This window comes from Oribacterium sp. KHPX15, from assembly GCF_900107835.1.
Taxonomy (GTDB): Bacteria; Bacillota; Clostridia; order Lachnospirales; family Lachnospiraceae; genus Oribacterium.
This window is the reverse complement of the sequence record NZ_FNRG01000047.1, coordinates 1-12755: the sequence shown is the minus strand read 5'-3', so window position 1 is coordinate 12755 and position 12755 is coordinate 1. Positions and strand designations below refer to the sequence as shown.

Here is a 12755-nt window from a genome sequence, read left to right as displayed (position 1 = left end):
CAATCGGCTTGGTAAAACCCATGATCACGGAGCATCGACACCCTCGCATATAAGAATCCAGCCTAAGATGGACTGATGCGACCCCCCACTGCTAAGAGGCAGGCCATGAACTTAGGCAAACAGCCAGCTGGTTTGAAGCTAACATCCGTGTCAGGGGAACAGACTATGAATGAAGTAACCATTATTGGTTCAACAGGGGGAATCAGAACTGATACCTGATTGACACTAAGGAGCAATTATACCATGGGCTTTACTAAGCCTATTGAACAAAAGTAACTATTAATTTTTTATAAAAAACGGTATCTAAAAGATACTATACGAGGGGGAAGTTTAATGAAAACACTAAGAGACATTCCTGTTGGGCAGTCATCAACCGTCCTGAAGATCCACGGAGAGGGAGCTCTCAAGAGAAGGATCATGGACATGGGCATCACAAAGGGAACCGATATTCAGGTTCGCAAGGTAGCTCCGCTGGGGGATCCCATCGAGATCACAGTGAGGGGCTACGAGCTCTCAATCCGAAAGGACGATGCAGACATTTTAGAGATGGCTTAAAGGAGGAAATATTATGGAAATCAAGGTTGCATTAGCCGGTAACCCTAACTGTGGCAAGACTACACTGTTCAATGCTTTAACAGGAAGCAATCAGTATGTAGGTAACTGGCCGGGCGTTACTGTAGAGAAGAAGGAAGGTAAGTTAAAAGGAAACCGCGAGGTCACAATCCAGGATCTCCCGGGCATCTATTCCCTTTCCCCATATACACTTGAGGAAGTTGTTTCCCGTAATTACCTCGTTAAGGATAAACCTGACGTGATCCTTAATATCATCGACGGCACAAACATCGAGAGAAACCTTTACCTCACAACCCAGCTTGTGGAGATCGGAATCCCCATGGTCATCGCCGTAAACATGATGGATGTTGTCAGAAAGAACGGCGATAAGGTAGACATCAAGAAGCTTTCACAGGAGCTTGGCTGCAAGTTCGTTGAGATCTCGGCACTCCGCGGCGAAGGCATCGACGAGGCCGCAAAGCTCTGCATTGAGGCTGCAAAGGAAGGCAAGAAGGCTTCGCTTCCTTCAGTATTTGAGGGTTCCGTTGAGCATGCCATCGCTCACATCGAGGAGCACCTCGAGGGCAAGGTGGACGACAAGAACCTTCGCTGGTTCGCAGTTAAAGTGTTCGAGCGCGATTCTGTTGCGCTGGAGCAGCTCACTCTCGATGAGGCCACAAAGAAGGACATAGAGGCACACATCGCAGACTGCGAGAACGAGCTTGATGATGACGCCGAGTCCATCATCACAAACCAGAGATATACCTATATCAAGAAGCTGGTTGACGGAGCCGTAGTCAAGAAGAGAAAGCCGGGTGAGCTTTCACTTTCTGATAAGATTGACCAGATCGTTACAAATCGAATCCTCGCACTTCCGATTTTCGTAGTGGTAATGTTCCTGGTTTACTATGTTTCGGTGACAACATTAGGCACCATCGTTACCGACTGGACCAATGATGTACTGGTAGGTGAGTGGATCCAGCCCTTCTTTGAGAACATCCTTACCAATGCCGGCGCCTCCGACTGGGTAATCTCCCTGGTGGTTGACGGTATCATCGGCGGACTTGGTGCACCTCTCGGATTTGCACCACAGATGGCCATCGTATTCTTCTTCCTCACCATCCTTGAGGACTGCGGATACATGGCGAGAGTAGCATTCATCATGGACAGACTTTTCAGAAGATTCGGTCTTTCAGGAAAGTCCTTCATCCCGTTCCTTATCTCATCAGGCTGCGGCGTTCCGGGCATCATGGCAACCCGTACCATCGAGGAAGAGAAGGATCGTCGAATGACAATGATCACCACAACCTCAATCCCCTGTGGCGCTAAGCTCCCGGTAATCGCTGTTATCGCAGGCTACCTCATGGGTGGCGCATGGTGGTTCGCACCGGCAGTTTACTTCGGCGGAATCGCAATGGTCATCATCATGTGCATCATCATGAAGAAGACCCGCATGTTCGCAGGTGACCCGGCACCATTCGTTATGGAGCTTCCCGCTTACCACATTCCGACCGCGAAGAATGTATTCCTCCATGTTTGGGAGAGAGTATGGGCATTCCTCAAGAAGGCCGGAACCATCCTTTTCCTCTGCTGTGCAGTCATGTGGTTCCTGGGAGCCTTTGGTATCGTGGACGGAACATTTATGCTTGTAGAGGATGTTGAGAGCTCTTTCCTTGCAGCTATCGGTAATGCTTTCGCATGGATGTTTGTTCCTGTAGGTTTCGGCAGCTGGCAGGCAGTTGCAGCATCACTTTCAGGCTTCGTAGCAAAGGAAGGTCTCGTAACCACACTTTCGGTTGTATCTTCCCTCGGAGAAGAGCTTGAGGAGTATGATGCGGCCATGAACACAGCATTCCAGGCATTCTTCCCATGCAGCATGGCAGCAGTTTCATTCCTTATATTCAACCTTTTCGACTCCCCTTGCCTTGCAGCCATCGCTTCCATGGCAAAGGAAATGAACAGCAAAAAGTGGTTCTGGTTCGCCATCGCATTCCAGAATATCAATGCTTACCTTATCTCACTTATGATCTACCAGCTCATCGGATTCATGGTTGGACAGGTTGCCTTCAGCGTATTCACACTCGCAGCAGTAGTTGTACTTGCAGGTTATCTGTACCTCCTTTTCAGACCGGATCCAAATGCAAAGAGAGTGGTTACAGGAGTAACCCCGGCAGCAGCGGCGTAAGGCTGAGATACTTAGTATTAATTCGTACTAAGCAGTGAAAGTCGGAGAAGCCCGTAATTAAATCGGACCGGTAAAAAGCTATATTTCTACATTAAAACAGGTCGGAGCTTAGGCTTCGGCCTGCTTTTGACAGGTTATCCACCGTGGACGGTTCTCGCCGGGAACCGTCCACGGTGGATAACCTGGTGGATTTTTGGAGAGAAAAATGACATCTAACATTACTGTAAATCAGACAGATATGATTGTTCTTTTCATATTGGGAATTCTGTTTATAATTGGAGTCAGGATACTGATCAGTTTTTTTCAAAAACCGGTTGCACCGAAGGATCCACAGGACATGGACAGTATATGCCGGTCCGGAGACAGGATCACTGTGACTATCGATGGCATGATGTGCGGCATGTGCGAAATACATATAAAGGACGCCATCAGAAAGGCCATCCCGGATGCAAAGAACGTTACAGCATCTCATGAATCCGGTAACGCAAACTTCACACTCAGTAAGTCTGAGAGTGTTAGTGATCTCATGGCGGCCCTCCATGAAACCATAGACCCTGAGGGATATCGAATCCTTGGACTTACAACAAAGAACTAAACGCCGGAGAATACCGGATAGTACAGGCGGGTTATCCACCGTGGACGGTTCTCGCCGGCGAGAACCGTCCATGGTGGATAAAATCGGCAGGGAGTCCCATTTATCCGAATGGCATTGGACCCAATCCAGGGGATATCCAGTATATAGAAGGAAAGGTCACACATGGCAGATTTTATAGTTATTGCAATACTGGTTTTTATCACAGTTTTTGTTATCCGAAAGCTCTACAAGGACTACAAGAAATACGGAACCTGCGCCGGCTGTGCCGAGGCTCAGCTCGGCCACTGTGACCACGTAGGACACAAAGAACTTGATGAAAGACGCGCCGAGCTTGATAGGCTGAAACTCAATGAAGTTCAGAAGGCGATATTGGCGAAGCATGCAAGGGATAATAAGGATTAAATATTCATTTGACATTTGTTGAAGTTGAGTCTAGAATGATTCTAGGCGAAGAAATGAGACTATTTTTTCAACAACATAACAAAAAAGCCAGGAGGGGCAACTCCTGGCTTTTTCTATTCCGTTTTTGCAAGGTGGCTTAGACCTTAGGCTCATTGCCGTTGTCATCTCCGTCGAGCCATTTGCAAATGTAGTAGGCAAACACACTTGCCATAACGGAGATTAGAAATGAGAATATTTTTTCCAACATAACACCCCCTTTCTTTGCCTGATGTAGGGGCGGCAACTCTTAGAGTATAACATAGTATGTGTTGGTAAGCATATTGTCTGAATTCCGACTATATTCTCATATAATTAAAAATCCAATTGACGATACATCTTTTTACTGTTAGTATCTGATTGAAAATACGTGAAACAGAGATGTTTTACAAATGATTTTATTGATTGAGTAGCCTGTGGCATGCAAAGGTTCCCGGGGGGACTGGATACATGAAAGATGGGCCCTGATTAGAAAGGTCAGGAGGACTCAAATTTTATAAGTATTTAGCGGTATCTTATAAGGCGTTGCCGATAATCAGGATGCCCGGCACTTAATATGGCGAGAGTGCGGGCGTTGAGATTAACTGCTGAACGGAGTAAATGCTCCATCTTGTGAAACGATCAATAGGGTTGCCTTTGTAAGCACTCTGAGTAGACGAAACGGAAACAAAATACTGAAGAGAAGTGAAAATGCATATTATACATTTTTGCATTTGAAACGATATTAAACCTATAAGAATAGTGGTTTAATTAGACTCTTCTACACAAAGAACCTGCGGGGGTGCAGGTGATCATTTTCGGAATCGATCGTAATACAGGCTGGAGTCTAAAAAAGACTCCGGCCTTTTTCTATGTTACGGATTTGCTGCCGGAAAGCAGTCAGCAAGCCGCCACCGGCGTTCCGTGAATGAGTGGGAGAATAGAGGATTTCTCCTGCATTATGTCAATGCTTACATGGGTACCGATTTATCTATTTGGGGAGGAAAAAGCTTTGAGCAGAAATCTTTTGGAATTAAAAAACATTACTAAAGCCTACGACGGAACGATCATCCTGGATGACCTGTCCCTTGACATACATGAGAACAGCTTCGTAACGCTGCTGGGCCCTTCCGGCTGTGGAAAGACCACAACCCTCCGTATCATCGGCGGATTTGAGAAGCCTGACAAAGGAATGGTACTTTTCGACGGACAGGACATCACAAACCTTCCGGCCAACCAGCGCCAGCTCAACACGGTTTTCCAGAAGTATGCCCTCTTCCCGCACATGAGCATCGAAGAAAACATTGCCTTCGGACTCCGTATAAAGAAAAAATCCGATTCCTATATAAAAGATAAGATCAAATATGCCCTGAAGCTCGTAAACCTTGACGGCTTCGAGAAGCGCCGCATCGACTCCCTTTCCGGCGGACAGCAGCAGCGAATCGCCATCGCCCGCGCCATCGTAAACGAGCCGCGACTCCTCCTTCTGGATGAGCCCCTTGGCGCTCTTGACCTTAAGCTCCGCCAGGAAATGCAGTACGAGCTCATAAGACTCAAGAACGAGCTGGGAATCACCTTCATATATGTAACCCACGACCAGGAAGAAGCCCTCACCATGTCCGACTATGTGGTAGTCATGAACCAGGGCTACATCCAGCAGGCCGGAAGCCCTGAGCAGATCTACAACGAGCCGGAGAATGCCTTCGTTGCCGACTTCATCGGTGATTCCAACATTCTCTCCGGCACCATGATCGAGGACTATTCCGTTCGCATCCTGGGCAAAGAATTCAAATGTATCGACGCCGGCTTCGGCACCAACAAGCCTGTCGACGTTGTTATCCGCCCCGAGGACGTGGAGCTCCTGGACGATGAAGACCCCAAGGCAATCCTTCACGGCGAGATGACCCACGTCATTTTCAAGGGTGAGATTTACGAGATGGAATGCACCACTCCCGACGGCTTCGAGTGGCTCATCCACTCCACCGAGCTTCGCGAGCCCGGCACCAAAGTCGGACTCTACGTGAAGCCCTCCAACATTCAGATCATGAACAAGCCGGAATCTGAGGATGAGGAGGCGATGGACATTGAATAACAAAGCCTCCAGATATCTCGCGGGACCCTATGTAGTGTGGATCGTCGGATTCATCGTGATCCCGCTGCTCACCATCCTTTATTACGGTTTTACAAGCGATACTAATGCTTTCACCCTGAGCAATCTCATGGAGATCCGCCGCTGGGAAAACTACAGACCTTTGTACAGAGCACTGCTCCTTTCGGCAGGCAGTACGATTGTGTGCTTCCTGATAGCATTCCCCCTGGCCATGATCCTTCGTGAAAACAAGTTCAGCCGGGGCTCCTTCATTGTGTTCATATTCATCCTGCCCATGTGGATGAACTCACTTCTCAGGATCCTGGCGTGGCAGACACTCCTCGAGAGAAAAGGCGTTATCAACGGAATACTGACAACACTTCACCTCCCGGAGCAGCACCTTATCAACACAACAGCAGCAGTTATGATCGGAATGGTCTACGATTTCCTTCCGTTTATGATATTGCCGCTTTACAACGCACTTATGAAAATCGATGACAATACCATCAACGCGGCCTATGACCTGGGCGCCAGCTTCTGGCAGACCCTTACGAAGATCATCCTTCCGCTGTCTGTCCCGGGCATCGTTTCCGGCGTCACCATGGTATTCGTGCCTGCCCTTACAACCTTCGCCATTTCCAACATGCTTGGCGGCGGCAAGATTTACCTCATCGGTAATGTCATCGAGCAGGAGTTCATGCAGGATTCCGACTGGCATCAGGGCTCGGGACTCAGCCTCGTGCTCATGATATTCGTCATCGTGTCAATGCTTATAGTAAACCATTTCGATGACCATAAAGATTCGGAAAGAGGAGGTATCATGTGATGGATAAGTTAAAGAAATTTGCCTCCGACTGCTACCTCGCCTTAATTGTGCTTTTTATGTACGCACCCATCGCGACGCTGATGGTGCTTTCCTTTAACAGCGGCCGTTCCCGCGCCAAGTGGTCCGGCTTCACCACAGACTGGTATCTGGAAATGTGGGCTGACGAGACCATTATGGCTGCCCTCAGAAACACGGTTATCATTGCGTTCTTGTCGGCACTCATCGCAACGGTTCTTGGTACCATCGCGGCCATCGGCATTAACAACATGAAGTCCTGGTCCAGGAACACCATCATGAGCATTACCAATATCCCTATGCTCAATGCCGACATCGTTACGGGTATCTCTCTGATGCTGTGTTTCATAGCCTTCAGGATATCCCTGGGCTTTCATACCATACTGATCGCCCACATTACCTTCAACCTGCCTTACGTAATTCTCAGTGTAATGCCTAAGGTCAGACAGTCCAGCAAGGATACATATGAGGCGGCGCTGGATCTAGGCGCAACACCCACACAGGCCTTTTTCAAGGTAGTACTGCCGGAGCTTATGCCGGGAGTTACTTCCGGATTTATGCTGGCCTTTACCATGAGCCTTGATGACTTTATCATTACCCACTTCACAAGAGGTGCGGGAATCGACACCATTTCGACGCTGGTTTACAGCCAGGTAAGAAAGGGAATCAGCCCCACCATGTATGCGCTGTCAACAGTCATCTTCATAACGGTGTTCGTTATCCTCATCATGGGTAATTATGCGCCGGAGTGGCTGGAGAAGAAAAAGGGCAAGGCAAAATAAGGACCTATATCGAAGATGGATTTGTTTTGGGATTTGGGGAGAGTTATGAAATGAAAGATATATTAATAAAAAACAGACGGCGCTTTGCCGCCGGGGCAGCAGGCCTTCTTGTGATCGTCGGGATCTCCGCGGTTGCAGCAGGCTGCGGCACCACCGAAAAAGATATAGAAGAGATACCGACACCGGTTGCAAACACCCTGTATGTTTACAATGCCGGAGAGTATATAGATCCCGAGCTCATCGATCAGTTTGAGGAAGAGACAGGCATCAATGTTGTCTACGATGTGTTTGAGACTCTGGAGGAAATGTATCCGGTCATCGAAGCCGGCGGAGTTATCTATGATTGTGTATGCCCTTCGGACTACATGATCGAGAAGATGATCGAGAACAACCTTCTTCAGGAGTATGATCCGGAGAAGATACCTAACCTTCAGTACATCGGCGAAGACTACATGAAGATGGCTTCCCAGTTCGATCCGGGAAACAAATATGCGGTGCCCTACACCTGGGGAACCGTCGGAATCCTTTATAACACAAGAATGCTTGACGAGCTTGGAGTTCCGTATCCCACAAAGTGGTCCGATCTCTGGAACCCGGCCCTTAAGAACGAGATCCTCATGCAGGATTCAGTCCGGGACGCCTTTATGGTAGCCCTCAAGAAGAACGGCTACAGCTGCAACACAGAGAATCCCGGGGAGCTTGACAAGGCAATGCAGGACCTCATTGACCAGAAGCCCATCGTGCAGGCCTATGTAATCGATCAGGTCAGAGACAAGATGATCGGCGAAGAAGCCGCCGTCGGAGTTATCTACTCCGGAGAGATCCTTTATGTTCAGGACGAACTTGACGGCTCCGGAATCGATGTTGAGTACTGTATCCCTGAGGAGGGAACCAACCTCTGGATCGACGCCTGGGTTATTCCTAAGAATGCCCGCAACAAAGAGTATGCGGAGAAGTGGATCGACTTCCTTTGCAGACCTGACGTGGCAGCTCAGAACTTTGAGTACATCACCTACTCAACTCCCAACGTCGGCGCCATGGAGCTCCTTGACGAAGAGTACCTGGAAAACGAAGCAGTCTTCCCCGACACTTCAGAACTCCTTAAAACCTCCGAGTTCTATCACTACCTGGGACCTGCAGGCGATTCACTTTATAACAACCGCTGGAAAATCGTAAAATCAAGCTGAGAAAAAGAGCTGCCCGTCCGGGCAGCTCTTTTTTAACTATATCACAGTATCTGATACATGAAGACGCAGCTTCTGTCATAGAAAGGTTTGATTCTGTTGTGAAGATCTTTCTCTTCAGCTTCATCAAGTCTCAAGAACTTATATTTATCGTGGTATCTTTTTATCAAACTCTCAAACGGGAGCGCAAAGATATAAAGAACCATGGTACCAGAGATAGCTGCAACCCTGCTGGCTAACTCGCGAATAAAATCTCTGAAAACAATAAGTCCAATACCTTTCCAATCAGGGTGATCGCGGACGTATTCATAGTTTACTGCAAAATTAGCTATTTCTATTCCGGGAACAGTATCAAACGTCGTTTCGAGTTTTCCTTCTTCATTTAAAATCTCTCGCTCATTAATGGAAACCATTCCTGATTTTAAAGAAAAATATGCAACCAGTTCATCGGTGACCAGATCTCTGACCAGATATGTCCTCATTGCACCAATTGCCTCATCACTAAGAGCAATAGATTTAATATAATTCTCAAGACCTGCAGCAACATTAGGGTCTCTTACTTTGAAATTTTCAATATCTGACTTATCCTTCTCTGCAATATGATCACAGTAGAAAGTTCTTGTCTGTATTATTCCTTTCTTTTCACTCATTATTAGCAGACCTATCTTTTAATATTTTTTCTTCCAATTCAGCAATTTCTTTATCTGAATCGGTGAAGTCTGGCTTAGGCGAATTTAAAATGGTGTTAATTATTCTTTTTCCTAAGTCATAGGGTAAATCTGTCATTGAAGGTTTGCCAAAATTTTGAGCAGGTGTTTTTACTACTTCTATTGCCATAGAGCTAATCCTCCTTGCATGTTCATTATACCATCTATTATTTTTGATATGAAATCTAAACATTTTCCTTTAGCAACTTTTAAGAATTCTCCCCTTTATAACCTTAGAATGTCTACCAGACTTTATAAGCATAGCACAGCCGGACAGAGTTTCATATGGTCTGTTTTCGGACCATATCCACGGTGGATATTTAAGTCTTGAATTAGTCGATTGGCTAAATTATGATATAAACATCAGGCAATTAGTCGTTCGGCTAATTATTTTGGAATCGGAGCGGCAATTAGTCGTTCGGCTAAATATCCACATTAAAAGAGGAGTAGAAGAAAGTGAAAATAACAGATTCAAAATCTTTTGGAGCTGCCTTACGTGAAAGGAGAAAACAACTCGGATACACTCAAGGCTATATTTCGGATTTTACCGGGTTAAGCATTAGCTTTCTGTCAGAGTTGGAAAACGGGAAAAAAACCATACAGCTTGAAAAAGCGATTCAGGTTGCCATGCTTCTTGGATTAAACATTACGATAGAAGCGAGGGATAAGTCATGAGAAAGCTTGATGTTTTTTTGGAAATTCAAGGCAGCGAAGTTTATGCTGGACACATTCAAGGTGATGATAAAACAGACGCTGTATTTACATATGACACCGACTATACAGACAAATATCCGGGTATTTCTGTAGCGCTGCCTTTAAGTAAAGAGCCATTCAGTCCGATAGAAACAAGTTGCTTTTTTGAAGGATTGCTCCCGGAGGGATTTAGCAGAAAAAGCGTCGCCAAATGGCTGCATGCTGACGAAGAAGATTACCTGACGATACTTGCCGGTCTCGGAAAAGAATGCCTTGGCGCAATAAGAGTAGAAGAGTCCTCAGATACAGGAGTAGAGGAGCCAAATTATGTGCCACTTACTCCTGAACAGGTCAGGGATCTTGCAGCAGAAGGTGCGACAAAGTCTACAGAACTATTGGTCAAATCACACCTTTCGTTAACAGGTGCTTCGGGAAAAGTTGGTCTATATTATAAAGATGGTAAATGGTTTCAACCTTTAGGTACAGCACCCAGCACACACATAGTAAAGCAAAGCCATGTTCGGTTGCAGCATATAGTTGAGAATGAACAGCTTGCGCTTCGTACGGCTGCTCACCTGGGGATACCTACGATTGAAAGTTTTATCGTTAACCAGGGAGGATTCAATGATTCTGAAATACTTCTCGCGTCAAAACGGTATGACAGGGACATGGAGAATTCAGTTAAACTGGTTAGTGGGATGTCATGCCCTTTGAGATTACATCAGGAAGATTTTGCACAGGCACTTGGCATTCCCGGGAGCAAAAAATATGAATCACCGGGTGATGAATACCTGAAAAGAATATTTCGGCTTGTACGAGAGCAATCAAGAAATCCGCTTCGGGATCAGATATTGTTATTGGATATTCTGATATATGATGTCTTAATTGGAAACACTGATAACCACATTAAGAACTTATCGATGCTATATACACACGATTTGTCATCAATGTCACTTGCTCCGGCGTATGACTTGGTTTCAACAATGGTGTATAAAGAATCAACTGCTGAAATGTCCATAGCGATCGCAGGTGAAATACGCTGGGAGAAGATGAACAAGGAGACATTTCTTGAAGCATCACAAGACATCGGAATATCAGGTAAAGTTATTGAAAGAGAGTATGACAGACTTGCAAAGGGATTTAAGGGTTCTTTGGAGAAGAGCGTTACTGAGCTTAAGAAAGAAGGATTTCTACACGTTGATGAAATATCAGGAAAGATGATGGAGTTATGTAAGGAAAAGATGTAAGAGGAATTCCACCGGGGACGGTTCTCGTCGGCGAGAACCGTCCCCAGTAGTCATAATTAATCGAGGCCTAACTCCTTCATGAAGATTTTTTCATAGTCCTGCATCTGATGATATATAGCATCAATAGATGCAATATCTCCGATTATTCTATATATCATCACATAGTCATGCCTTTGAAATAATATTTTATGGTAACCAAGGTTTCGTAGCTCTTCACTTTCGCAAAATGTCATACTACCGGCAACCATTTCAAGAATATCTATAGTCTCTAATGCATCCAAAAGAACTGCATCCGCACCCTGTTCATCAGAAAGATTGTACTGGATATAATCTATGTATCGGTTTAATTACTCTTGAGCTTTCGGAGTAATATGTGTTTTATATGAATCCATGTGATCTCCGCATCTCCATTATCGCTTCACGCGCATCCAGGCTTTTGCCCTGTTCGAATTCCTCTCTCGATATGGCCAGATCAGTCAGGACCTGCTCTTTAGTTAATGGTCCAAATGGATTTTCGGGTTTGATTTCTTCAAATAGCTTTCTGGTATATTTATAAACTTTGTTAATATCTTCATCTGGCATGGATTCCAGCATGGAAATTGTAGCCTCAAGAATGTTCATGTATATTCTCCTTTTGTTCTTGTCGGGATCCGCAGCCACTATGGCTTTCCCCAATCCTGTAAATTGTTCCATATCTACACCTAAAGTACAGCGAGAAAGATACGAACCTCTCGCCTTGATTATTTATCAGTTCTGCGCAAAGCTGATAATGAAATTTGTATTATCGGGAATGATCATTCTGAATGAATTTCAAGATTATAATCGTTGAATGTCTACCAGACTTTATAAGCATACCATAGCCGGACATAGTTTCATATGGTCTGTTTTCAGACTATATCCATCGGGTACGGTTCTCGTCGGCGAGAACCGTACCCGATGGTCATATGTATCATGTCAACATTAATTAACGGTTAAGGGTGATATGCGCTCTGACTATCCAAATATTGCTTTTATAACTTTATCTTCGTCATAGTTTGGTGCAAAATCTGATGCGGTGTCAAATAATGTTTTGATTCTTGACTCATCTTCTTCGAGTTCATCTGCAATCTGAGCAAGGTCTTTACCTTTACGAAGTTTACGGCATATTTGCCTTGTTAGAGTTTTTTTCACTCCTTTATCAATACCTTCATTTTCAATAGCATCTGCATAAGTACACAAACCTTTCACCTCACTTTCAACTTCTCTTGTTATTTTAAGACCATAAATTGACTTTAGTTTCATAACCTTTTCGGCTCCATTGATCCGTTTATCAAACAGATCTGTAAGCATCCGAATCATTTCATTCTCGGAATTCTCGTGGTCATGTTTTTTACTGATATAGATGATGATCGCATTGAGAATATCATACTTCGGATCATCTGAATTACTACCAAACAAAAAACTTCTGTCAATTTTATAAACTT

The 12755-nt window shown here is 45.2% G+C and carries 15 protein-coding genes; 10 read left to right on the top strand and 5 right to left on the bottom strand.

Going from position 1 to position 12755, the window contains the following annotated elements; translation table 11 throughout:
- The first annotated feature begins 333 nt into the window (after positions 1 to 333).
- The 8 genes from BLV86_RS16225 to BLV86_RS16190 all read left to right on the top strand — a co-directional run bounded on the left by BLV86_RS16225 (position 334) and on the right by BLV86_RS16190 (position 8648).
- The gene (locus tag BLV86_RS16225; protein ID WP_031551149.1) at positions 334 to 555 is read left to right on the top strand and encodes a FeoA family protein; all 222 of its coding nucleotides are present in this window, start codon (positions 334 to 336) and stop codon (positions 553 to 555) included.
- Between the two features lie 13 nt (positions 556 to 568).
- On the top strand, positions 569 to 2737 hold the full coding sequence (feoB, locus tag BLV86_RS16220) for a ferrous iron transport protein B (RefSeq protein WP_090819619.1): 2169 nt from the start codon (positions 569 to 571) through the stop codon (positions 2735 to 2737).
- 205 nt (positions 2738 to 2942) lie between these two features.
- Positions 2943 to 3332 (top strand): heavy-metal-associated domain-containing protein, encoded by a 390-nt coding sequence (locus BLV86_RS16215; RefSeq protein ID WP_242873347.1) that lies wholly within the window; start codon positions 2943 to 2945, stop codon positions 3330 to 3332.
- A 162-nt stretch (positions 3333 to 3494) separates the two neighbouring features.
- Positions 3495 to 3734 carry a FeoB-associated Cys-rich membrane protein gene (locus tag BLV86_RS16210; protein WP_090819616.1) on the top strand — a complete coding sequence of 80 codons (240 nt, stop codon included), beginning with the start codon at positions 3495 to 3497 and terminating at the stop codon, positions 3732 to 3734.
- Between the two features lie 1027 nt (positions 3735 to 4761).
- Positions 4762 to 5841: an ABC transporter ATP-binding protein gene (locus BLV86_RS16205; protein WP_090819613.1), complete on the top strand. Its 1080-nt coding sequence runs from the start codon at positions 4762 to 4764 to the stop codon at positions 5839 to 5841.
- On the top strand, positions 5834 to 6664 hold the full coding sequence (locus tag BLV86_RS16200; protein ID WP_031551135.1) for an ABC transporter permease: 831 nt from the start codon (positions 5834 to 5836) through the stop codon (positions 6662 to 6664). The genes BLV86_RS16205 and BLV86_RS16200 overlap by 8 nt, the downstream gene beginning before the upstream one ends.
- A complete protein-coding gene (locus tag BLV86_RS16195) occupies positions 6664 to 7461 on the top strand; it encodes an ABC transporter permease (RefSeq protein ID WP_031551133.1) in 798 nt (265 codons plus the stop codon). The genes BLV86_RS16200 and BLV86_RS16195 overlap by 1 nt, the downstream gene beginning before the upstream one ends.
- Before the next feature lie 65 nt (positions 7462 to 7526).
- Positions 7527 to 8648, top strand: coding sequence for an ABC transporter substrate-binding protein (locus tag BLV86_RS16190; protein ID WP_442950768.1), 1122 nt, complete (start codon positions 7527 to 7529; stop codon positions 8646 to 8648).
- A 41-nt stretch (positions 8649 to 8689) separates the two neighbouring features.
- On the opposite strand, the gene BLV86_RS16185 is transcribed toward BLV86_RS16190, so the two are convergent.
- Together BLV86_RS16185 and BLV86_RS16180 are read right to left on the bottom strand one after the other, a co-directional pair.
- The gene (locus BLV86_RS16185; protein ID WP_090819608.1) at positions 8690 to 9295 is read right to left on the bottom strand and encodes a hypothetical protein; all 606 of its coding nucleotides are present in this window, start codon (positions 9293 to 9295) and stop codon (positions 8690 to 8692) included.
- Positions 9288 to 9482: a hypothetical protein gene (locus BLV86_RS16180; protein ID WP_031551127.1), complete on the bottom strand. Its 195-nt coding sequence runs from the start codon at positions 9480 to 9482 to the stop codon at positions 9288 to 9290. The genes BLV86_RS16185 and BLV86_RS16180 overlap by 8 nt, the downstream gene beginning before the upstream one ends.
- Before the next feature lie 326 nt (positions 9483 to 9808).
- Between BLV86_RS16180 and BLV86_RS16175 the strand changes: the two genes are divergently transcribed.
- Both BLV86_RS16175 and BLV86_RS16170 read left to right on the top strand, forming a co-directional pair.
- On the top strand, positions 9809 to 10027 hold the full coding sequence (locus tag BLV86_RS16175; protein WP_090819605.1) for a helix-turn-helix domain-containing protein: 219 nt from the start codon (positions 9809 to 9811) through the stop codon (positions 10025 to 10027).
- On the top strand, positions 10024 to 11292 hold the full coding sequence (locus tag BLV86_RS16170) for a HipA domain-containing protein (protein WP_090819602.1): 1269 nt from the start codon (positions 10024 to 10026) through the stop codon (positions 11290 to 11292). Before BLV86_RS16175 ends, BLV86_RS16170 begins: the two co-directional genes overlap by 4 nt.
- 56 nt (positions 11293 to 11348) lie before the next feature.
- Here the strand turns inward: BLV86_RS16170 and BLV86_RS16165 are convergent, their stop codons facing one another.
- From BLV86_RS16165 to BLV86_RS18145, 3 genes are all read right to left on the bottom strand, one after another.
- Positions 11349 to 11573 carry a hypothetical protein gene (locus BLV86_RS16165; RefSeq protein ID WP_049962355.1) on the bottom strand — a complete coding sequence of 75 codons (225 nt, stop codon included), beginning with the start codon at positions 11571 to 11573 and terminating at the stop codon, positions 11349 to 11351.
- 97 nt (positions 11574 to 11670) lie between these two features.
- Positions 11671 to 11985, bottom strand: coding sequence for a hypothetical protein (locus BLV86_RS16160; RefSeq protein WP_139297955.1), 315 nt, complete (start codon positions 11983 to 11985; stop codon positions 11671 to 11673).
- Between the two features lie 300 nt (positions 11986 to 12285).
- The coding region (locus tag BLV86_RS18145; RefSeq protein ID WP_090819596.1) for a hypothetical protein at positions 12286 to 12755 on the bottom strand (470 nt) is incomplete at its 5' end.